Source organism: Nocardia veterana NBRC 100344 (genome assembly GCF_000308855.1).
GTDB classification, from domain to species: Bacteria; Actinomycetota; Actinomycetes; order Mycobacteriales; family Mycobacteriaceae; genus Nocardia; species Nocardia veterana.
In genome coordinates this window covers 1-21,959 of sequence record NZ_BAGM01000089.1, presented here as the reverse complement: position 1 = coordinate 21,959, position 21,959 = coordinate 1, and the positions used below count along the sequence as shown (strand labels likewise).

The 21,959-nt window shown below is 69.6% G+C and carries 20 protein-coding genes; 9 read left to right on the top strand and 11 right to left on the bottom strand.

What is annotated here, in order from left to right; translation table 11 throughout:
• Positions 1-161 precede the first annotated feature (161 nt).
• The gene (gene dxs / locus ON37_RS15410; RefSeq protein ID WP_040720248.1) at positions 162-2,057 is read left to right on the top strand and encodes a 1-deoxy-D-xylulose-5-phosphate synthase; all 1,896 of its coding nucleotides are present in this window, start codon (positions 162-164) and stop codon (positions 2,055-2,057) included.
• A gap of 43 nt (positions 2,058-2,100) precedes the next feature.
• Positions 2,101-2,904 (top strand): enoyl-CoA hydratase, encoded by an 804-nt coding sequence (locus tag ON37_RS15405; protein ID WP_040720247.1) that lies wholly within the window; start codon positions 2,101-2,103, stop codon positions 2,902-2,904.
• On the opposite strand, the gene ON37_RS15400 is transcribed toward ON37_RS15405, so the two are convergent.
• Positions 2,892-4,193, bottom strand: a complete 1,302-nt coding sequence (locus ON37_RS15400) for an HRDC domain-containing protein (RefSeq protein WP_040720246.1) — start codon at positions 4,191-4,193, stop codon at positions 2,892-2,894. The genes ON37_RS15405 and ON37_RS15400 overlap by 13 nt on opposite strands.
• A 21-nt stretch (positions 4,194-4,214) precedes the next feature.
• A complete protein-coding gene (locus ON37_RS15395) occupies positions 4,215-4,853 on the bottom strand; it encodes a DUF3000 domain-containing protein (protein WP_083893012.1) in 639 nt (212 codons plus the stop codon).
• Between the two features lie 113 nt (positions 4,854-4,966).
• Here ON37_RS15395 and hemE point away from each other — a divergent pair, with 113 nt between their 5' ends.
• Positions 4,967-6,034, top strand: a complete 1,068-nt coding sequence (gene hemE, locus ON37_RS15390; protein ID WP_051031629.1) for a uroporphyrinogen decarboxylase — start codon at positions 4,967-4,969, stop codon at positions 6,032-6,034.
• 33 nt (positions 6,035-6,067) lie between these two features.
• On the opposite strand, the gene ON37_RS15385 is transcribed toward hemE, so the two are convergent.
• Complete coding sequence (locus ON37_RS15385; RefSeq protein WP_040720244.1) at positions 6,068-6,430, bottom strand: hypothetical protein; 363 nt, start codon at positions 6,428-6,430, stop codon at positions 6,068-6,070.
• Between the two features lie 128 nt (positions 6,431-6,558).
• On the opposite strand from ON37_RS15385, the gene ON37_RS15380 reads away from it, so the two are divergent.
• Both ON37_RS15380 and hemQ read left to right on the top strand, forming a co-directional pair.
• Positions 6,559-7,899, top strand: a complete 1,341-nt coding sequence (locus tag ON37_RS15380; protein ID WP_040720243.1) for a protoporphyrinogen oxidase — start codon at positions 6,559-6,561, stop codon at positions 7,897-7,899.
• A 290-nt stretch (positions 7,900-8,189) separates the two neighbouring features.
• Positions 8,190-8,885 (top strand): hydrogen peroxide-dependent heme synthase, encoded by a 696-nt coding sequence (gene hemQ, locus ON37_RS15375; protein WP_040720255.1) that lies wholly within the window; start codon positions 8,190-8,192, stop codon positions 8,883-8,885.
• Positions 8,886-9,042: 157 nt separating this feature from the next.
• On the opposite strand, the gene msrB is transcribed toward hemQ, so the two are convergent.
• The 4 genes from msrB to ON37_RS15355 all read right to left on the bottom strand — a co-directional run bounded on the left by msrB (position 9,043) and on the right by ON37_RS15355 (position 13,374).
• Positions 9,043-9,498: a peptide-methionine (R)-S-oxide reductase MsrB gene (gene msrB / locus ON37_RS15370; protein WP_040720242.1), complete on the bottom strand. Its 456-nt coding sequence runs from the start codon at positions 9,496-9,498 to the stop codon at positions 9,043-9,045.
• Positions 9,499-9,550: 52 nt separating this feature from the next.
• Positions 9,551-10,891, bottom strand: coding sequence for a glycosyltransferase family 87 protein (locus ON37_RS15365; protein WP_245553210.1), 1,341 nt, complete (start codon positions 10,889-10,891; stop codon positions 9,551-9,553).
• 93 nt (positions 10,892-10,984) lie between these two features.
• Positions 10,985-12,550, bottom strand: a complete 1,566-nt coding sequence (locus tag ON37_RS15360) for an alpha/beta hydrolase (protein ID WP_040720241.1) — start codon at positions 12,548-12,550, stop codon at positions 10,985-10,987.
• A gap of 32 nt (positions 12,551-12,582) precedes the next feature.
• The gene (locus tag ON37_RS15355; RefSeq protein WP_040720239.1) at positions 12,583-13,374 is read right to left on the bottom strand and encodes a pyrimidine reductase family protein; all 792 of its coding nucleotides are present in this window, start codon (positions 13,372-13,374) and stop codon (positions 12,583-12,585) included.
• Between the two features lie 35 nt (positions 13,375-13,409).
• Between ON37_RS15355 and zapE the strand changes: the two genes are divergently transcribed.
• Both zapE and ON37_RS15345 read left to right on the top strand, forming a co-directional pair.
• Entirely contained in the window at positions 13,410-14,429 is a 1,020-nt protein-coding gene (zapE, locus tag ON37_RS15350) for a cell division protein ZapE (protein ID WP_040720238.1), read from the top strand.
• A gap of 78 nt (positions 14,430-14,507) precedes the next feature.
• Positions 14,508-15,314 (top strand): tyrosine-protein phosphatase, encoded by an 807-nt coding sequence (locus tag ON37_RS15345; protein WP_040720237.1) that lies wholly within the window; start codon positions 14,508-14,510, stop codon positions 15,312-15,314.
• Between the two features lie 49 nt (positions 15,315-15,363).
• Here ON37_RS15345 and ON37_RS15340 read toward each other — a convergent pair whose 3' ends face one another.
• Both ON37_RS15340 and ON37_RS15335 read right to left on the bottom strand, forming a co-directional pair.
• Positions 15,364-15,903 carry a GNAT family N-acetyltransferase gene (locus tag ON37_RS15340; RefSeq protein ID WP_040720236.1) on the bottom strand — a complete coding sequence of 180 codons (540 nt, stop codon included), beginning with the start codon at positions 15,901-15,903 and terminating at the stop codon, positions 15,364-15,366.
• On the bottom strand, positions 15,900-17,147 hold the full coding sequence (locus ON37_RS15335; RefSeq protein WP_040720253.1) for an MFS transporter: 1,248 nt from the start codon (positions 17,145-17,147) through the stop codon (positions 15,900-15,902). The genes ON37_RS15340 and ON37_RS15335 overlap by 4 nt, the downstream gene beginning before the upstream one ends.
• Positions 17,148-17,402: 255 nt before the next feature.
• Between ON37_RS15335 and ON37_RS15330 the strand changes: the two genes are divergently transcribed.
• Positions 17,403-18,344 (top strand): coiled-coil domain-containing protein, encoded by a 942-nt coding sequence (locus ON37_RS15330; RefSeq protein WP_245553209.1) that lies wholly within the window; start codon positions 17,403-17,405, stop codon positions 18,342-18,344.
• 15 nt (positions 18,345-18,359) lie between these two features.
• Here ON37_RS15330 and ON37_RS15325 read toward each other — a convergent pair whose 3' ends face one another.
• Positions 18,360-19,544 carry a hypothetical protein gene (locus tag ON37_RS15325; protein ID WP_040720252.1) on the bottom strand — a complete coding sequence of 395 codons (1,185 nt, stop codon included), beginning with the start codon at positions 19,542-19,544 and terminating at the stop codon, positions 18,360-18,362.
• A gap of 99 nt (positions 19,545-19,643) precedes the next feature.
• Positions 19,644-21,056: an MFS transporter gene (locus tag ON37_RS15320; protein WP_051031628.1), complete on the bottom strand. Its 1,413-nt coding sequence runs from the start codon at positions 21,054-21,056 to the stop codon at positions 19,644-19,646.
• A 143-nt stretch (positions 21,057-21,199) separates the two neighbouring features.
• On the opposite strand from ON37_RS15320, the gene ON37_RS15315 reads away from it, so the two are divergent.
• The coding region (locus ON37_RS15315) for an ArsR/SmtB family transcription factor (RefSeq protein ID WP_040720232.1) at positions 21,200-21,959 on the top strand (760 nt) is incomplete at its 3' end.

The window sequence follows — 21,959 nt, the reverse complement described above, 5'->3', positions numbered from 1 at the left end:
GGGCGCGGACGGGCCGCGACCCACTGTAATGCGGATGATCTATGTCGAGCCTCACACCGATCTCGAATGTCGCAGCTCGCCGGTCGTTCCCGTCGTCGGGCCCGGAAACGGCTCCGTAGACTGTTCGAAACAGACGAGCCATCGGAGAGGGAGCGAGAACGGTGGGAGTTCTTTCCCGGGTCGATACGCCCGAGGACCTGCGCCGGCTGACGGTACCCCAGCTGCGCGAGCTGGCCGAGGAGATTCGGGAGTTCCTGGTCCGCAAAGTCGCCGTCACCGGTGGTCATCTGGGGCCGAACCTCGGGGTGGTGGAACTGACCATCGCCCTGCACCGGGTCTTCGACTCGCCGGCCGATCCGATCATCTTCGACACCGGCCACCAGGCCTACGTGCACAAGATCCTCACCGGCCGCAAGGACGGCTTCGATCGGCTGCGCAAGCAGGGCGGACTGTCGGGATATCCGAGCCGCGCGGAGAGCGAACACGACTGGGTCGAATCCTCACACGCCTCGGCGTCGCTGTCGTATGCCGACGGGCTGGCCAAGGCGTTCGCGCTGACCGGGCAGCGCCGGCACGTGGTGGCGGTCGTCGGTGACGGCGCGCTCACCGGTGGCATGTGCTGGGAGGCGCTGAACAATATCGCCGCCGGTCCGGACCGCTCGCTGGTGATCGTCGTCAACGACAACGGCCGGTCGTATTCACCGACCATCGGCGGTCTGGCCGATCGGCTGACCTCGCTGCGCATGCAGCCCGCCTACGAGCAGGCCCTCGACGCCACCAAGCGGTTCGTGCAGGGGATTCCGCGGGTCGGTGGTTCGGCGTATTCGATGCTGCACGCGCTCAAGGCGGGGATCAAGGACGCGGTCGCACCGCAGGAACTGTTCAGCGACCTCGGGCTGAAGTACGTGGGCCCGGTCGACGGCCACGATCCGGTGGCGCTCGAGGCGGCGCTGCGCCGGGCCAAGGATTTCGGGGGTCCGGTCGTGGTCCACGCGGTCACCCTCAAGGGCCGCGGCTATCAGCCGGCGGTCGACCACGTCGCGGATCAGATGCACTCCATCGGCGCCATCGATCCGGAGACCGGACAGCCCACCGGCGGCAAGACCGTGGGCTGGACCTCGGTGTTCTCCGAGGAGCTGATTCGGCACGGCGAACAGCGCGACGACATCGTCGCCATCACCGCCGCCATGTCGGGACCCACCGGATTGGCGCCGTTCGGGGAGCGCTTTCCCGAGCGGCTGTTCGATGTGGGCATCGCCGAACAGCATGCGATGACCTCCGCCGCGGGCCTGGCGTTGGGCGGGCTGCATCCGGTGGTCGCGATCTATTCGACCTTCCTCAACCGTGCCTTCGATCAGTTGCTGATGGATGTCGCGCTGCTGAAGCTGCCGGTGACCCTGGTACTGGACCGGGCCGGAATCACCGGCGACGACGGTGCCAGCCACAACGGTATGTGGGATCTGTCGATCCTCGGCATCGTGCCGGGTATTCGGGTGGCCGCCCCGCGGGATGCGGCGACCCTGCGCGAGGAACTGACCGAGGCGCTCGCGATCGGCGACGGCCCGACCGCGCTGCGGTTCCCGAAAGGCCCGGTGGTCGAAGAGGTTTCGGCGCTGGAACGGCTGGACGGCGTGGATGTGCTGCGGATGCCGGAGGGCTCCTCGGCACAGGCCGTGCGCGGTGACGTCCTCCTGGTGGCGGTCGGCGCGCTCGGCGCCACCGCGGTCGCGGCGGCGGATCTGCTGTCGGCACAAGGCATTTCGGTGACGGTCGTGGACCCCCGCTGGGTGCTGCCGGTCTCCGATACGGTCGTCAAGCTGGCCGAGAACTATCGTCTGGTGGTGACCGTCGAGGACGGCGGCCTGCACGGCGGCATCGGAAGCAGCGTCTCCGCCCGCTTGCGGGAATCCGGACTGGATGTGCCGACCCGGGCGCTCGGCGTGCCCCAGCAGTTCCTCGACCACAGCTCGCGGGCACAGATCCATCAGGAGCTGGGGTTGACCGCCGAGGAGATCGCCGAGCGCATTACGCGGTGGGTGACCGGCAGCGCGGTGTAGATTCTGAAACCGGTTACAGTTTTCGTCGCCGGTAGGAGTCTGCATGTCGTTCGTTCTCGTCGAGAAGCCGCGCCCGCAGATCGCGCTGGTCACCCTCAATCGGCCCGAGCGGATGAACGCGATGGCCTTCGATGTGATGATCCCGCTGCGCGAGACACTCGAGGCCGTGGCCGCCGACAACGACGTCCGGGTCGTGGTCCTCACCGGTGCGGGCCACGGCTTCTGCTCGGGCGCCGACCTTCAGGGGGCCGGGCGGGTGCCGAATATCGAGGGGCTCACCCGCACCACTGTGGCGCGCCGCTCGATGGATCTGCTCGACAATGTGATGACCACGCTGCGGCGGATGCATCAGCCGGTGATCGCCGCGGTGAACGGTGCCGCGATCGGCGGCGGCTTCTGCCTGAGCATGGCCACCGATATCCGCATCGCGTCGGAGCAGGCGTACTTCCGCGCCGCCGGCATCAACAACGGACTGACCTCGGCCGAACTCGGTATCAGCTATCTGCTGCCGCGCGCGATCGGCGCCTCCCGCGCCTTCGAGATCATGCTGTCCGGACGCGACATCGACGCCGCCGAGGCCGAACGCATCGGATTGGTCTCGCGCACAGTGGCTTCCGAGAAACTGCTCGACACCTGTTACGACCTGGCCGAGCGGATCATCGGGTACAGCCGGGTCGGCACCGAGCTCACCAAGCGCATGCTGTGGAGCGGGCTGGAGGCCGGCAGCCTGGAATCGCATATGCAGCACGAAGGGACCGCTCAGCTGTACGTGCGACTCACCACCGAGAACTTCGACGAGGCGATCCGCGCCCGGCGTGATCGGCGCACGCCCGTCTACGAGGACTGACCGGCCGCCGGAAACAGCGCCGCGACGAGGGCCGGCACCGCCAGTTCGCGCTGCCAGGGCCGGGCACCGCCGGCCTCGAGGTATTTGCCGATCGCCGTCGATGGATCCGATGGGATTGTGCCGGAACGAAATTCGGGTAGTCCGTCCCAGCACAGGCGGCGCAGCAGGTCCGGCGTGAGCAGATTCTCCACCGGCACCGCATGCCGCTGCGACAGCGCGTTCATGGCGGTGCGGGCGGCACTCAGGCGCGCCGCGGCGGCCGGGTCGCGCCGTTCCCAGCGATTGACCGGCGGCGGGCCGTCGAACGGTTGCGACATCGGGGGCAGTTGAGCGTCGGGCAGGGCGCGAGCGCGTTCCACGGCGGTGAGCCATTCGCGGGAGTACCGCCGCTGCCGCGGGCCGCCGAAGACCGGCAGCGCCCGCAATTGCGGAATCGTCCTCGGATCGGCCTGCGCCGCAGCGATGATCGCGGAATCCGGCAGGATACGGGCCGGCGCGACATCGCGCTGACGGGCGATAACGTCACGGGCGGTCCACAATTCGCGCACGATCGCCAGCTGCCGGGCCCGGCGCAGGGTATGAATGCCCGAGGTGCGCCGCCAGCGATCCGGTTTCGGCGGCGCCGGCTCGGCGGTGCGGACGTGTTCGAATTCCTGTGCCGCCCAGTCGGATTTGCCCTGCTCCGACAGCGCGGCGGCGACCTCGTCGCGCAGCTCGACCAGTAGTTCCACATCGAGTGCCGCGTAGTTCAGCCAATCCTGCGGCAACGGGCGGGTGGACCAGTCGGCGGCGCCGTGCCCTTTGCGCAGTTCGCGTCCGAGCAGCTTGGCCACCATCGCGGCGAGGCCGACCCGCTCGAACCCGGCCAGCCGTCCGCCGAGTTCGGTATCGAACAGCCGGGCCGGTCGCAGCCCCAGTTCGGCCAGACAGGGCAGGTCCTGATCGGCGGAGTGCAGGACCCATTCCAGATCGTTGATGACCGCCGCCAGCGCGTCCACCGCGGTGGGATCGGGAATGGGATCGATGAGGAAGGTGCCGCTGCCCCGACGGCGCAGCTGGATCAGATACGCCCGGTTGGAGTAGCGGAAGCCGGACGCCCGTTCGGCGTCGACGGCGAGCGGTCCGGTGCCGGCGGCGATCGCCGCGGCAGCCTGCGCGATCTCGGGCGCGGTATCGAGGACCGGGGGAATGCCGTCGGCCGGTGCCAGCAGGGGAACCGCATTGTCCGCGTCGTGCTGGGCGGTCGTGGGCGTCCCGGGGGTGGTGTCGGACTCGTCGGCTTCGGGCATAGCCGGAACTCTACGTGGCGCTCAGAACTGGTCGTCGGCAATCTGCGGATGCGGACGCAAATGAGTAATACCGGCCGGCGGCAGTCCGGCGGCGTAGGCCAGCACTTCGCAGAAGGCCTCGACATGCGGCGCGAGCTGGGTCGATCCCACCGTCCAGGATGCCCGCAGCTCGAGCTGATAGGCGCGCGGCGGGCCCGCGATATCGCCGTAGCGAACCGAACTCGTGGAGGTGACCGTGCCGCCCAGTGCGGTGAACTCCTCACCCCGCGATTCCAGCGCGTCCACCAGCCAGCTCCAGGCGACCTCCGGCAACAGCGGGTCACCGGCCAGAGCGGCGTCGATATCGGCCTGGATATAGGCGACCAATCGGAAAACGCCGTGCCAGGCCTCATGGCCTGCGGGATCGTGCAGCAGGATCAGGCGTCCGAACGCGTCGTCGTCGGAATCGACCGGGATGACGTTGGTGTCGGGATGTTTGACCTCGGCTCCGATGGCGTAGGAATAGGGCGCCAAGCGTTGTGGGGGCCGGATCGGTGCAAGCTCGATCCGGGGATGGACGGATGCGGTGCCCATCGCATCGACCGCGGCGCGAAACTGGGCGGGTTCGCTGTCTGGCCCCGGGGTCGGTGCGGCGCCGTCGCGGAAGTCGAGCGGTGTCACGACAGTGAACGGTAGACCTCCACGGTCTCGGGCACGCGGAGGCGCGCCGCTACGGGCCGTCGCACGCACCCGGCGGCGCGGGCCGGTGAGCGCGGCGGCCTACGATAGCGGGGATGAGCACACCAACCCGCCGCCGTTTGTCCGATGCGCCGTTCCTCGCCGCCGCCACCGGCGCCGGACCCAGCCGTCGTCCCGTCTGGTTCATGCGCCAGGCCGGTCGTTCGCTGCCGGAGTACCGGGAACTGCGCGCCGGGATCGGGATGCTCGAATCCTGCTTCGATCCGGAGCTGGTGTGCGAGATCACCATGCAACCGATCCGGCGCCATGGCGTGGACGCCGCAATCTTGTTCTCCGACATCGTCGTTCCGCTGAAGGCGGCCGGGATCGAGCTCGACATCGTGCCCGGTGTCGGACCGGTGATCGCGAATCCGGTGCGCTCGGTCGCCGACGTGCGGGGCCTGCCGCGGTTGCGGCGTGAGGAGGTCGGCGCGGTCACCGACGGGGTGCGGTTGTTGCTCGGCGAACTCGGCGAGACGCCGTTGATCGGATTCGCCGGTGCGCCTTTCACTCTCGCGTCGTATCTGGTGGAGGGCGGTCCCAGCCGGCAGCACGAACACACCAAGGCGCTGATGCTCGACGATCCGCAGACCTGGCACCAGCTGCTCGGTGTGCTGACCGATATCACCGTGGAATTTCTGCGCGCCCAGATCGCGGCCGGCGTCGATGCGGTGCAGCTGTTCGATTCGTGGGCGGGTGCGCTGTCGCTGGCACAGTACCGGGAATTCGTGCTCCCGCATTCGGAGCGGGTTTTCGCCGAGATAGCCGAGGCCGGGGTGCCGCGCATTCACTTCGGAGTGGGCACCGGCGAGCTGCTGGGCGCGATGGGGGAGGCGGGCGCCGACGTCGTCGGTGTCGACTGGCGGGTGCCGCTGACCGACGCGGTGCGCCGCGTCGGAGCCGGAAAAGCCTTGCAGGGCAACCTCGATCCGGCCGTTCTGTTCGCCGGCAGCACGGTCGTCGAGCGCGAGATCCGCCGCATCGCGCACGAGGCCGACGAGGCGATCACGCTGGGTGCCACCGGTCACATCTTCAACCTGGGCCACGGCGTGCTGCCCGAGACCGACCCCGGCGCGATCACCGCCGCGGTGGAGCTGATCCACGGACTGCCCGTGCCGCTGTAGGCCGGAATCGTTGCCGGGCAACGGGCTCGGCGGCTACCACTGTCCGGCCGCGCGCACATTCCACATCACCGCGATCGTCGGCCGGGTGGACAGGACGAGCGGCTCGGTCGAGACGGCCGGCACCCACAATCGCAGACTCTCCGCGCCGGATCGGTCGCGCGTGATCGAGAGCCGTTCCACCGGACGGATCCGGCCCAGATGAACGATCTCCTGCCCGTCGGCGGCGATGACGATGCCGGCCTCGCCGGCCGCCGGATCGAGGGAGAACCGCACGTCGGTGCGCTCGCGGGTCAGCCGGAAGGTATGCCGTCCGACCGGCCATTCCAGGTCGTCGTAGGCGGGTGTCGGCGCGTCCTCGAAGAGTGCGATCAGGTCGGTGAGGTCCGGTACGTCCACGGTGGGACCGTAGTGGCCGGCGGTCCACGGCGCTTGCGCAACCCTTCGGTTCGAGGCGGTGCCCGGGCGCTGATCCGATGGCGGGTACGTTGCAGGTGCGCGGACGCGGGTACGAGTGAGGAGTGGCTATGCGGGTCGTGGTCGTCGGAGGCGGGATCAGCGGTCTGGTCGCGGCGTATCGCCTGCGGATGGCTCTCGGTTCGGCACTCGAGCTGGTGCTGCTGGAGCGGCGCGCGCGGGTGGGCGGGATCCTGCACACCGGTGAGCTGGCGGGGGAGCCGGTGGACCTGGGGGCGGAGGCGTTCGTCGGCCGTCGTCCCGAAATACCGGCGCTGCTCGCGGAATTGGGGCTGTCCGAACAATTGGTGCATCCGGCGGGTCGGCGACCGCTGATCTGGTCCGGTGGAGCGGCCCACCCGCTGCCGGAACGCACCCTGATGGGTATTCCTGCCGGGCCCGACGCCGTGGCGGGTCTGGTCGACGACGAGACGCTCGAGCGGATCGCCGCCGAGCCCACCCGACCGCTGCGCTGGGAGCGCGGTGGCGACGTCTCGGTCGCCGAACTGGTCGGCGATCGCTTCGGGGAGCAGGTGGTGCGGCGCAGTGTCGATCCGCTGCTGGGCGGGGTCTACGCCGGTCGGGCGGAATCCATCGGCGTCCGCGCCGCCCTTCCCACCCTGGCCGCGGCGCTGGACGCCGGCGCCCCGAATCTGACCCGAGCGGTAGTCGACGCCCTGCCCCCGCCGTCCGCGGGCCCGGTCTTCGGCGGCCTGCGCGACGGGTACCGAGTCCTGCTCGACGCGCTGCGCGAGGTAGCCGCGCCGAAGCTCGAAACCGATACGCCGGCAACCGGTCTCACCCGCACCGGGAGCGGCTGGCTGGTCGACCCCGTCGGCGCGGCCGACGCGGTGATCCTGGCCACCCCGGCGCCGGTCACCGCGACGTTGCTGCGGACGGTCGCCCCGGACGCCGCCGCGGCCGCCGCGGCCGTCGACCTGTCCTCCTCGGCCGTGGTCGCGTTGGGCCTGCCTGCCGACACCCCGCTCCCCGACAATTCCGGCATCCTGGTCGCCACCGGAGAACCGTTGCGTGCCAAGGCTTTCACTCTCTCCAGCCGCAAGTGGCCGCATCTGGCCGAGCGCGATGTGGCACTGGTTCGCGCCTCCTTCGGCCGCTTCGGCGACGACACCCCGTTGAGCTGGCCGGACGAGGAACTCGTGGCGGCCGCCGTGGCGGATCTGGCCACGGTCACCGGCCTGGCCGTTCGGCCCGAAACCGCCCTGGTGCAACGCTGGCGCGGCGGGCTCCCGCAATACGCTCCCGGGCACACCGCCCGGATCGCGGAACTGGAATCGGCGGTCGCGGCCCTGCCCGGCCTGGCGGTCGCCGGGGCGTATCTGCACGGCGTCGGGGTTCCGGCCTGCGCCGCCTCGGGAACCGCTGCGGCGCAACGCATTCTGTCGCGCTGACCGCCCAGTCGGCGTCGTCCACCCCGAGGATGGCTCCGCGCCTACGAGTGCGTCGGCACATCTTCGTGGCCCGCGCTCGGGGTGCGAGCCTCGGTCTGCGGGCCCACTGCGCCCTTTGCGATTCCGCCGAATGGTGTGCGCTGCCGAAGTGTCGGGCCGGGTGTGGCCCGTGAGCAGCCGCTGCCGCCGAACGGTTGTGCCACCCAGCGCCGCCGCGACCGGTGGGCCGTGCCGCAGAACACGGGGTGCGCCCGTTCTGCCCGCCGACGCCCAGTGGCACGATGGAGGCCATGGCGCGACTCGATTACCAAGCTCTCAACTCGACCATCCGGTACCTGATGTTCTCGGTCTTCCAGGTCCGGCCCGGAGAACTCGGCGACCAGCGGGACACGGTGGTGAAACAGGCGCGCGAGTTCTTCGACTCGCTCGCGGAGCGCGGGGTGGTCGTGCGCGGGCTGTACGACGTGGCCGGGCTGCGCGCCGACGCCGATTTCATGATCTGGTGGCATGCCGAGCGGATCGAGGATCTGCAGGCCGCCTATGCCGATTTCCGTCGCACCACCGACCTCGGGCGGGCGAGCACCCCGGTCTGGAGCAACGCCGCGATCCACCGCCCGGCCGAATTCAACAAGAGCCACATCCCGGCCTTCCTGGCCGGTGAGGAGCCGGGCAACTACATCTGCGTGTACCCGTTCGTCCGCTCCTACGACTGGTACCTGCTGCCCGACGAGGAGCGCCGCCGCATGCTGGCCGACCACGGCAAGCAGGCCCGCGCCTACCCGGACGTCCGAGCCAATACGGTCGCCTCGTTCGCGCTGGGCGATTACGAGTGGATCCTCGCCTTCGAGGCGCCGGAACTGCATCGCATCGTCGACCTGATGCGGGACCTGCGCGCGACCGACGCGCGCAACCATGTGCGCGAGGAGATCCCGTTCTTCAGCGGCCCACGGGTGGAGATCGAGCAGTTGGTGAACGCGCTGCCCTGAGCGCCCGGGCCTGCCCCCGGAATTCGGGGCGTGCCGGACCGCCACCGAACCCGTAGGGTCTTGCCGTCGGCTCGGTCGCGCGCCTGCTCGGCGCGCGATCCGCAGCGGTCGGCGGGTGCCCGGTGCGGCGGATCCGGTGCTCGTCCCGGCGTCGAGATCAGCCCGCAGCGTCGTCCGAGGGGTGCAGGCGCAGCGCGATCGAGTTGATGCAGTACCGCTTGTCGGTCGGGGTGGGGTAGCCCTCGCCCTCGAACACGTGCCCGAGGTGGCTGTGGCAGTTGGCGCACAGCACCTCCACCCGGTGCATACCCAGCGAGTCGTCGGAGCGCAGGATCACCGCATCGGAATCGGCCGGGTCGAAGAACGACGGCCAACCGCAGTGCGAATGGAATTTCTCGGTGCTGCGGAACAATTCGGCACCGCAGGCCCGGCAGGTGTAGACGCCGACGGTCTCGGTATCGGTGTATTCGCCGGTGAACGGCCGCTCGGTGCCGGCTTCCCGGAGCACCGCGTATTCCTCCGGCGTCAGGCGTGCCCGCCACTGCTGCGGAGTCAGCTCGATCTTGGGGGCCGGAAGCGACGAGGTCGTCCGGGACTGGTCCTGGGAGCTCATGACGCGAGTCTAGTGGCCCCGGCGCCCCACGACCGGGCGCGTGATCATCCGCTCAGCGCAGGGCGCCGGCCTCGGAGGGCGCGGGCGGGTCCACCGCCTCGTCGTCGGCCGGGGTCGGTTCCCGCCCGTTGACCGGCGGCACCACCGGGCCGGTGGTCTTCGGGCCCGGGGCGGCCTCGGGCGGCAGCAGGAAGGCGGGTTCGATACCCGAATCCAGCCGCCCCTCGCGACGCGCCACCAGATAGCGGTCGCCGAGCACGCAGAACACCACGATCAGCAGCAGCGCCCAGCCGAAGGTCACCCGCAGGTACTCGAGTGCCCGCCCAGCGCTCTGCCAATGGTCGAGCAGCCACTTGTCGTAGGTCATGAAGCCGAAGATCGCCAGCCAGGCCGGCCAATTGCGCAGCACCGAATTACGCAGCACCACGGTCATCAGGAACGGGAACAGCATCATCGAGTAGTACTGCTGGCCCAGGCCGGGCAGTAGCCAGGAGGCGGTCAGGATCACGCCCGAGGCGGTGCAGACGAAGAACAGTTCGTCGTCGCGGCAGTAGCGGTACAGCAGCCACAGCGAGATCAGCACCAGCACACCGAGCACGATGCGCATACTCCAGGTCAGCCACACCGGCAGCCCGTAGTACTCGGCGTTGCCGACAATGGCGCTGTTGAAGTAGTCGCGCGACTTGAGCAGATACGGCAGCGTGCGATGGACGAAATCCATCGGGTCCTTGATCAGCGGCCAGGCGATCGCCGTCAGCACCACCGGAACGCCGAGGGCGGTGACGAAGACCTGCCACTGCCTACGCGCCAGCGGTATCAGCAGCAGTGGCGCCAGGGTCGGTTTCACCGCGATGGTGAGGCCCATGACCAGCCCGGCCAGCAGATCCCGGCGCTGCAGCAGCAGGTGGATGAACAGCACCTCGGCCAGCAGCAGACAGCCGTTGACATTGCCGAAACCCAGTGTGTTGATCACGGTTTCGGAGGCGAACATCAGCAACAGCAGCAGCGGCGCGGCTACCGACCTGGTCGAATACTTGAACAAGCGCAGCAGCAGATACCAGGCCAGGATGATCGCCACCGCGTTGAGCGCGATGAAACACCAGCGCGACTTCTCCGGATCGATTGCCGCCAGCGGCGCGATCAGCAGGGTGCCACTGGGCGGGTACAGGTAGTGCGGATCGACCAGGTCGAAGTTCTCACCGTAGATGGCACGCCCGTTGAGGAAAGCCAACGAGGCCTTGTAGACCGGTGCGAAATCGTCGGTGATGCTGAAATTGGTCCCTTTGACGACGACCTGATGCAGCACTGTGAGGATCGCAAACGGCCACAGTGCGAAGTTGAACACTTCGGCGGTGGTGCGAGCGGTGCGCGGCTCGAGCTGACGAAGGAACACTGGGGCACGGTACACCGGAAACCCGGGCGATGGTTGCGCGGACCCGCCGTAAAGCGTGCCGTAGGCCACGTCGCGCCCGCCCGGCGGATGACCTCAGGCCGGGCAGGCGGTGCCGTCCGCGGGCAGCGTCGCATCCTTCAGATAGCCGACGATGTTCTGCTGGGCGCAGCCGGAATGGGTGAACACCGGATGCCCCCAGCCCTGCCACTGCACGGTCGCGGTGCGGGCGCCCGCCGCGCCGAGCGCCCCGGTGACCGAGGACCGGCCGTCTCCGCCGACGACCGGGTCGGCGGCGGTGCCCAGCACCAGCACCGGCAGTGCGAACTTGTCCGGCAGCCGCGGCGCCTGCGCCGCGGGCCACGCCGAACAGGCCATCAACCCGGTCGCCGCCGATCGCCCGAACACCGGATACTTCGTCCCCCACTCGTTCTCCAGCTGTTTGGCCCGGTCGGGGGTGGCCGGCTGCTGATTGTCGCTGCAGCGGGACACGAACTGCCCGTCGGCGCCGACCGCCGCGGTCTCGCGGGTCACCAGCCCCTGCAGCGGTCCGGTGTCGCCGCGCCCCGCCGCCGCCAGCGCATCGGCCAGTTCGGCCGTGTGCGCGACCAGGTCGGCCCGGGGGTCGCCCAGGAAGGCACTGATGGTGGTCGTGACCGTGGCCGCCGACAATTGGCCGAGCTGGCCGGATCCGGCCCGGTTCACGAGGTCGGTGATCGCCGCCCGCGGGTCCGCGCCCAACGAGCATCGGAGATCGGCACAGCGGCGGGCGAATCCGGTCAGTGCCGCCTCCGCGCCCTTGACCTGCTGTTCGGTGCGGGTCACGGAATCGGCGTTGGCGGGTTCCGGTGAATCGAGCACCAGCCGGGCCAGGTGATCGCCGTATTTGGCGGCATAGCTCAGCGCCACCCGGGAACCGTTCCCGGCCCCCAGCAGATCGATCCGGTCGACCTGCCACTGCTTGCGCAGCTGCTCGATGTCGTCGGCGGCGTGCGGGGCGTCGAAGGTGCCCTGGTACGGCTGGAGGAAGTCCTGACAGGCGATGGTCGCGTTCTGGCTGAGTGTCGCCATCGCGTCCACTCGATCGCCCCCGCCGGGTGCGAACTGACCATTGTCGGCCAGGCCCTGGCGAATGTCGCCGGGCAGGCAGTCGATCGGCTGCGAGCTGCCGAGGCCGCGGTGGTCGACGCCGACGACCGGCCGACTGCTCAGAATGGCGGAACCCGGACCGGATACCAGCCCGGCGACGGTGGCCGTCGACGAGCGGTCGCTTCCGGAGGTCAGCACCAGCGGCGCCGCGTCCGCCGGTGTCTGCGGCGTGCGGGCACGTACCGCGGCGATCCGGAAGGTGCCCAGCACGCTGCCGCCGGCATCGATCGGGGCGGAGAATTCCGCGCATTCGAAGATGACACCCGCCGGTGCGGGTCCGGTTCCGAGCAGATCGAATGTCGGTGCGGCGCAATCGTGCCAGGACAGATCGGTCTTGGGAACCTGGGCCTGCGGCGGGGGCGGCGGCGCCGTGCTGGTCGCGGTGGTCGCGGCCGCTCCGCCGTGCGGATGTTCCACCGCCACCCCAGGTCGCTGCGAGGGCCCGGCACCACAGGCGGTGGTCAGCAGAACCGTCAGCGACGAGGCCAGCAGGGCGGCGCGAGTCCAACGCATGCGCTACAGCCTGCCAGGTTCGGTGCGCCGTTTCAGCTCTGGGTGCGGCCGCGCTCCCACCGGGTGAGCACCGTGCCGTCGTCGTCGAGCAGGGCGTGGCGCAGGCTCATCGGGGTCGGCAAGGCGTTGGGCGACACCGCGATTCGCCCGGCGGTGCCGCCGACCAACAGGGGGGAGAGGGTCAGGCACAGTTCGTCGACCGCGTTCGCCGCGATGAGCTCCCCGAACAGGGACGGGCCGCCCTCGCACAGCACGCGCACCAGGCCGCGCTCGCCGAGTACCCGGCGGATATCGGCGGCGGTGACGGTGCTCTGGCCCGCCTCGATCACTTCCGCGCCGGTTTCGGCGAGCAGACGTTTGCGGTCGGGGTCGGCGGCGGCGGTGGTGAGGATGAGCGGCGGGCGCTGGGTGTCGGTGAACAACCGGCTCGCCGGATCCAGTGCGGCACTGGCGGTGACGACCGCGATCGGCGGCGGTGCGCCGTCGCGAGCGCCGCCCAGGCCGTGGTGGTGCAACCGCATCCGGCGCCGCGAGTCGGTGCGCGCGCCGCCGTAGTTCTCGGTCCGCGCGGTACCGGCACCGACCACGACGACGTCGGCCAGGTCACGCAGGATGGCGAAGACGGTGGCGTCGGCGGGCCGGCCCAGGGCTCCCGAACGGTCGTCGACGGTGACGGCGCCGTCGAGGCTGGCGATGAAGTTGACCCGGATCCAGGGCGCGGTGAGCGCGGCCGGATAGGTGTAGAGCTGAACCAGATCGGTGATCTCACCCGCACCGTCGGTGGTGAGCGCTGTGAACTGGATCGCATCGGGGACACGCTGCATAAGGTCCGATCACACCACGTCAGTACGCTACGAGCGTGCAACAACGCCTCGTCGATCGTCATCCGGAGGTTCCGGCCGATCAACTCATCGCCCAGATGGTGCCGCCGCCCACCTTCGACGAGGTGAGTTTCGCCTCCTACATTCCCGATCCGAAGGAACCGAGCCAGGCGGCGGCGGTGCGCGCGGCCGAGGACTTCGCGCAGCGGGTCGGCAAGATCCACGCGGCCGCCGGTAAGAAGACGTTGTTCGGCAAGAAGAAGCAGGTCGACGGCGCGGGCCTGTATCTCGACGGTGGTTTCGGTGTGGGTAAGACGCACCTGCTGGCGTCGATCTTCCACGCCGTACCGGGCCCGAAGTCGTTCGGTACCTTCGGTGAGGTGACCAATCTGGTCGGCGCCCTGGGTTTCACCAATGCGGTGGAACGGCTCGGCGGCAACAGTGTGCTGTGCATCGACGAGTTCGAGCTCGACGATCCGGGCGACACCATGTTGGTGTCGCGGTTGCTCACCGAATTGACCGCACGCGGGGTGTCGGTGGCGGCGACCTCGAACACGCTGCCCGATCAGCTGGGCGAGGGACGGTTCGCGGCCCAGGACTTCCTGCGGGAGATCCGGAAACTGGGCTCGCTGTTCGAGACGGTCCGGGTCGACGGCCCCGACTACCGGCATCGCGATCTGCCGCCGGCGCCCGAGCCCACCGATCCGGCGCTGCTGGCCGAAAAGGCCGGGGCCACACCGAATTCCACCCTCGACGAGTTCGACGCACTGCTGGCCCATCTCAGCACACTGCATCCGTCGAAGTACGGCTCGCTGATCGCCGGGGTCTCCGCGGTCTACATCTCGGCGGTGCACACCATCACCGATCAGGCCGTCGCGCTGCGCATGGTGGTGCTGGCCGACCGGCTCTACGACGCCGGTACTCCGGTCACCGTTTCCGGGGTGCCGCTGGACAAGATCTTCTCCGAGGAGATGCTGGGCGGCGGGTACCGCAAGAAGTATCTGCGTGCGATCTCGCGTCTGCTGGCCCTGTCGCGGTTCGAGGTCCCGGCGGGCTGAGCCGATACCGTACGGCGTACCGTCGGGAGGCGACACTGTCATGGACGATCGTCCAGTATCTGTCTGATCGGAGCTGACATGGCCACTCGTTCCCTTCGCTGGGCCGCCACGGTCGCGGCCGGAGCCCTCATCGCGGCCGGTCCGGCGCTCGGTGTCGCGGTCGCCGCGGACCCGCCGGCCGCGCCGCCGTCGGTATCGGTGAACGTCGACGACCGCTCGCTGCAGCTGGCGAGCGTGCAGAATGCTCGCGATCTCGGCGGTTACCGCACCACCGACGGTCACCTGGTGCGAACCGGTGTGGTCTTCCGTTCCGCCGATCTGAGCGCCCTCTCCGATGCCGATTCCGCATCGCTGACCGCCCGGAATCTGCGCTTCGTCGAGGATCTGCGCACCGATTTCGAGCGGCTGCCGAACCCCGACCGGGTGCCGGTCGGGGCGACCCTGCAGGTGCGGGACGTGATCGGTCACGCACCGCCGCAGGTGATGGCAACGACGCTCAGCGCGGGCAGCGACCTGTATCGCGCGTTCATCACCGCTCCGGGGGCGAGTGACGCGTTCGCCGGCGTCCTGCGCGACATCGCCGGAACCGACGGTTCGGTGTTGTTCCACTGCTCGGCCGGTAAGGACCGCACCGGCTGGACCGCGGCGGTGCTGCTGACCATCCTCGGCGTCGACCGCGACACCGTGAACTACGACTTCCTGCTGTCGAACCACTACCGCGCCGCGGCGGCCGGCGACCCGCTCAACGGTGTGACGCTCTCGGCCCTGGACGCCGCCTTCGATCAGGTGAACCGGAGCTACGGCAGTTTCGACGACTACGTGCGCGAAGGCTTGAAGCTGACCGACGCCGACATCACCGCGTTGAAGGCGAAACTGCTGTCCTGAGCGGATGATTCGGCTGCCCGGGCCGGAATCGGCCGGCCCGGTAGCCGATTCACAGACTCAGCTGCATCACATAGTCGTGGCACAACTGTGCCCCCACGGTGAAGGTTTTCGTTCCGACACTGCGGAAGCCGTGCTTCCCGTAGAAGCGCTGGGCGCGCTCGTTGTGCTGATTGACGCCCAGCCACACCACCGAATAGCCGCCGCGCCGCGCATGCTCGACCGCCGCCCCCATCAGCGCGGACGACACACCGCTGCCGTGGTGCCCGGGCAGCACGTACATCTTGCTGATCTCGAGCGCCGGACGGCGGTCGATCACCGCGGCCACCGCCGGGTCCGCCGGATCGCCGTCGATCAGCATCGTGTAGCCGACGATGTCGCCACCGGCGACCGCCTTGAGCACGGTGCGCTGGGGATCGCTCAGGTAGTCGCCGAAGCGATCGTCGGACAACACCTCGGCGATGAACGTATCGATGCTCTCGTCGGTCAATTCCGGTGGGCAGGCCAGGGGGAAGGTTGCTGCCGCGACATCGCTGAGCGCCTCGGCATCCCAGAGCCCGGCCCGGTCGACGACGACTTCGTGCTCGCTCATGTGTCCAGTACAGCATGTCCGGGACGGGTAGCCGAAGGTTCGCCCGCTGCGGTGCGCGACCGGAAGAACCGCGCCGCAGCGATCAACAGCGCCGCGAACAGCAGCGGGATCGCGAAGCCGATGCGCTGGCTCGACGCGTCCGCGACGGCGCCGACGACCCCGCCGCCGATCAACGTGCCGGCGTAGTTGAACAGGTTGAGCCGGGCGATCACCGCATCCAATCCCCGTCCGTCGGTGAGCCGTCCGGCCTCGCTGAAACACAGCGGCGCGATCACCGGCAGTCCGAGTCCGGCGATCAGGAAGCCCGCCAGTGCGACGACCGGCCCGGGCGCCGCGACCACCAGCGCCAGCCCGAGCACGCCGATGCCGGCCGCAACCCGCACCACGGCACGCGCGCCGAAACGTCGCACCCACCAGTCGCCCGAGAGCCGGGTGATCAGGGACGCGCCCTGATAGGCGGCCAGCGCCAAAGCCGCTGTCGCCGAGGAGGACAGCAGATCGTCGGTCAGATACAGCGCCGACCAATTGCCCACCGCGAGGTCGATCGCGAAAACCAGCGCCATCGCGATGCCGAGCGCCAGATACGACCGTAACGGCACCACCGCAACGCTTTTCGGGTCGGGGGCGGGGCCGGACGAATCGGCCGGATGCGCCTCGGCCTGCCCGGCGCCGAGCAACCGCGGCCCGAACACCGCACTCGCGGCCGCGACCACGGCCGCCGCGATCGCCACCGCGTACGGCAGTGTGATGCCCGCCTTCTCGCAGCCGGAGACGAACAGCGCACCCAGGATCGAGCCGGCGCTCCACGCGGCATAGAACGACGACAGGACGAACCGTCCGTAGCCGTGCTGAATGAACACGGCCTGCATATTCGTCCCGGCGTCGACCATGCCGACCGCGATTCCGTAGCAGCCGAGCGCGAGGAGAGCGACCACGATATCGGGCGCCACCGCGATCGCGATCCCGGTCACCGCGACCAGCGCCAGCCCGGCCCGCAACGCCACTCGGCTCGACCAGCGGACCGCGACCCGTTCGGCGAGCAGGCTGCCGCCCGCTGCGAGCCCGGAGATCAGCACGACCGCGACCAAGATGATCGTGTCGGTCAGCCCGAGGCGGTCGCGTTGCTGCGGCAGTTCGGTGAGGATGACCGCGAGGAAGAATCCCTGCAGCGCGAAGGCGACCGAATTGGCGGTGCGAGCGGCTCGGACGGTGGGCGATACAGGAATGTATCCGGGGTCGGACATCTGCGAAGCGTAACCGCTGCGGTCCTGCCGTTCACCCCGGTCCGTCCATCCCGCCGCGGCCCGATCTCGCCGCGTCCCGATCACGCCGGTGTCCGATCGTGCCGAATTCGCAGCTCGTTCGGCGACATGATCACGCCGGGCTCCCGGTTGGATAACGAAACCGGTCACGGGTACGTGAAGCCCCCTGGCACGTGCGGCACTCTGGAGGGAGCGGGCCGGACGGGCCGTGGGTGCACGGGTAGGGGATGTGGTCGCGTGAGTACGACGGAACGGACCGAGACGAGGCGGCAGGCGGCGACACTGGCTCCCCTGGAGACAGTGAAATTGCCTGTGGTGGAGCCGAATCCGCGGGGGCATCAGGCCGGCGAGCGGTGCCGGGAACCGGGCTGCGGGGATTGTCACTGGGATGTGCAGCGTCTCAAGTACTGGTTGAGGGGCAGGCTGCTGGCGGCCGGTGCCGACGACGCCGAGGTGGACAAACCGCTGGGCGCCCAGACGCCCGGACTGCTCTGGCGGCGCGGTTCGCGATTGTGCGCGATCGAGGTGCGCAGTGCTCCGGTCTCGCTCGCGCATGCGCGCAAACGTACGGCCCGGCTGAAGGCCGTAGGCTGCGACGAGGTGCTCTGGCTGTGCCCGACCGGTTATTGGATCGGCCGGATCCCGGCGCTGGGCGTGGACGATTTCGCCGCGGCCGGCTGCGAGTATCGGGCGCTGTCGGGTGGTCTGGTGATCGATTCCGATGGCATCCTGGTTCCGCGAGAAAAACCCTGGGGTATAAGGGAATTCATTGATGGTTGGGTTGCGGGCGAGCTGGCCTGCGGATATCTGGACGAGAACACGAGAGGGTGGGCGACGGTGAGCGATTGGGAGGCCCACACCCATTCCCAAGCGATGATGATCGCGCAGCAGCGCCAGGAGCTGCTGGACCAACGCACCGAATTGGCCTTGGCGCGCAAGGCGACCCGGGACAAGGCCAAACAGATCCACAAGCTGAACCATCGGCTGGAACGAGCCGAACTGGTCGCCGGCGAGCTGGACGCCGTGCGGCGGAAACTGGCCGACCGCGACCGGCTGGAGGCCGGGTTGCGAGTGCGGATCGCGCGGCAACGCGAGGCGATGCTGCATTGGCAGCTGATGACCTGTTTCGCGATGCTGGTGATCGTCACCTTCATCCTGGCCGGCTTCATGCTGCACTGAGCGCCGCGGCGCAGCTCATCCTGCTGCCAGGCGAAACGGCGCCCGATCCCAGCGCCAGCGGTGCCGCAGGGTCAGGGCGATCAGATCCACCGGGTCCAGGTCGGTCCCCTCGATACAGCTGCGGAATTCGCGCCATCCGAGCGGCCCGGCGGCGAGCCGATTGCGCAGGATGTTCTCCGACCGCGCGGACACACTGTGCCGCACCAGGTCCGGCTCACCGAGGCGGCTGCCGGTGAACACCAGCCAGCCCCAGCCGCAGGCGTGGGCCTGCTCGCGGGCGGCGTCGAGCCGGACCCGGTTGGCGTGCAGGCCGAGCTGCCCCAGCGCCACGACGTCCACCAGCAGGGTTCGCCCGTCGGTGAGCCGGACCGCGACCGTCGGACAGTAGGAGTCCGGGGTGCCGTCGAGGTCGTAGTCGACGGCGATCGGCCGTTCCACGTAGCTGTCGACCTGTTCGCTCGCGTCGAGCATCCGCAACAGACGAGCCTGCAGCGCGGTATCGAATGTGACTTCCCGGCCGAGCTTTTCGGCGAACATCCCGCCCCGGGCATCGTCGTCGGCGTCGACGGTGGTGATCGGCAGCTCCGGCAGCTCCGTGGCCGTCCCGGCGGCCCACTCCACCCGGCGCAGCAACGGAAGCAGCTGCCCGGCCGGGACTTCGGCGGTACGGGGCCGATCCGGATGCCAGCGCCCGCGCTGCTGCCAGCCGGCGATGCGCTGAAAGACGAAGCCCGCCACCCGTTTCGCGTCGATCAGCGAGTGCCCGGCCAGGCGCAGCTTCAGATAGGCCAAATCCTGCGCCGCGATATCGGCGTCGCCCACGTAGCTGTCGATGAGCAGGCTGCGGACCAGTCGCTGATCGCCCGTGCCGACCGGGTAGTGCTCGGCGAAGATCGCCGGATCGGGATATCCGGTGGCCTGCACCCGCCGCAACAGCTGTCCCGCCGCCCGGGTGTACAGCTGACGCACTCGATCGCGCGACAGTTCCAGGCGTGCGCCCAGCAGGGTGAGCGTCTCCGGACGAACGCCGGTGAGGCCCAGCCGGCGGGTGAGCAGTTCACCGTCGCGGGGTCGCTCCTCGGCCTGCTGGGCGACCATCTCGGCCAGGGTGTCGGCCATCTGCTCGGCGGCGAAGGAGATCCCGTCGCGCAGGTCGTCGAGCAGCTCGGCCCGTATCTCCTCGATCCGATCCGTCGTCACCGCATACCTTTCGCCGTATCGCACGTTCATTCGAAAGCCTATGCCCTCGTGCGGTTTCGGACAGTCACGTATGGGCGTGTCCGCGGTGCGCGGTACCGGTCAGCGGCGGGCCGGCGCGGTCGTCGCGGCCTGCGCGGCGTCGCTGCGGCCGGTCGATTCGACGGCGGCGACGGTGATCGCCCACGCGATCACCCATGCGATCGTCGATCCGACCGCGAGCAGATGGATCGAGCCGACGAACCCCGCATCGGTCGGCGATCCGGCCACCGCACCGAAAATCGCTACGCCGCAGGCGGTCCCGACCTGCCGGGCGGTATTGGACATCCCGGTGGCCAATCCGGACCGGTCGGCCGGTGTGGCGCGCACGGTTGCCGCGACCACCGCGGTGGTGATCAATCCGGATCCGGAGCCCAGCACCGTGAACGCGGCGAGCAGCCAGGCCGTGCCGCCGTCGGCCCGCAACCCGATCAGCAGCAGTGAGCCGCAGGCCGCCAGACCGCAGCCGAGCGCGACGGCCGGGCGCGGTCCGTAGCGGGCGGTGAGCCGGCCCGATATCGGCGCCAGCAGCACCAGCGGCAACGCCAGGGGCAGGACGGTGGCGCCCGCCGCCGCGGGCGACCGGCCGAGGGTGTCCTGTAGATACAGCATGCCGACGAACAGGATGCCGTTGAAGATCAGATTCATCATCCACGCGACGACATTCGGTGCGAGGAATTCCTTGTGCCGCAACAGATCCACCGGGAGAAACGGGTTGGCCCTGCGATGCGCACCCGCGAATGCCACGGCGAGCGCCGCCACTGCGAGAACCGCCGCCGCGGCGACGGTGCCCCGTCCCGCCTGATGGCCCGCGGAGATGATCGCGAAGACCGATGCGCCCAGGCCGACGACGAATCCGGTGAGCCCCCGCACGTCGATGCGACCGGTCCGGTGCGGTTCGGTGGCCGGGACGACGAGCCGGGCGCCTGCCGTTGCCACGAGCGTCAGCGGCACCGCGATCCAGAACACCGGGCGCCATCCGAAGCGATCGACCAGAACGCCACCGAGCAGCGGTCCCGCGGGCAACGCCAGCGAGGAGACCGCCGCCCACGTGCCCAGCGCCTTCGCCTGCTCGGCCCGGTCCGGGAAGACGTCCACGATCACCGCCATCGTGCTGGGCAGCAGCAGTGCCCCGCCCACGCCCTGCACGACCCGAGCTCCGATCAGAACACCGATCGTGGGTGCGACGGCGCAGGCCAGCGACGCCAGGCCGAACACCGCGAATCCGGTGAGCAGCATGCGGCGGTGACCGATACGGTCGCCGATCGTCCCGGCCGCGAGCAGCAGTCCGGCGATGGCGACGACATATCCGTCGACCACCCACTGCAGCGACGACACCTGTGCGTGCAATCCGCGTCCGATCGCCGGCAGCGCGACATTGACGATGGTCACGTCCAGCAGGACCAGAAACATACCGGCGCACATCACTGTCAGAACGGCGGCGCGCTCCCGGCCGATAGTGGGTGAAGAGGTCATATCCGCAGTGTCGCGGTGAAACCCTTCGGTGTGGGCCGAAGCGTTCGTCGCGACGGACGGCCCTGACCGGTGATGTCGGTTGCTCGGTGCGTGCTGACGACGGTTCGGTAGGGGCCGAAGTGTCGGCGCGGCAGACTGGCCCTATGACCGATCGCCGACCCCTCTACGGATATTCCGATATCGCCGCCGTCGGCGCGCTCCTGGCCGATCCGACCCGGGCCCGGATCATGATCGGGTTGGCCGACGGTAGCGCGCTGCCGGCCTCGGTGCTGGCCGCCGAATCCGGTGTCGCCGCCTCCACGGCCAGCGAGCATCTGTCCCGTCTGGTGGAGGGCGGTCTGCTCACCGTGGAGCAGTCCGGCCGCCACCGCTACTACCGGATGGCCAACCCGCAGGTCGGCGCCGCGATCGAAGCGCTGGCCGTACTCGCCCCCACTCGGCCGGTGCGGTCGCTGCGCGAATCCACCCGCGCCGCGGCCCTGCGCCGGGCCCGCAGTTGTTACGACCACCTCGCCGGGCAACTCGGCGTCGCCGTGACCGAGGCGCTGCTCGAGCACAAGGCTCTGACCCGCACCGATGGCGTCGCGGGAACCCAACGCGCGCAAGGAGATCCGATCTCGGCGCCGCTGGCGGAGCACCCGTACGAACTCGGACCGGATGCGGACGCGCTGTTCGGCGAACTCGGCGTCGACCTGGCCGCCGCCCGCAAGCAGCGACGACCGCTGCTGCGTTTCTGCGTGGACTGGAGCGAGCAGCGCCACCATCTGAGCGGAGCGCTCGGTGCCGCGATACTCAGCCGGATGGAATCGGCGGGCTGGGTGGACCGACCTGGTGGCCGGCGAGCACTGCGGCTGACCGACCGGGGCGCATGCGCCCTGGACCGCATCCTGGGGTTACAGCTCG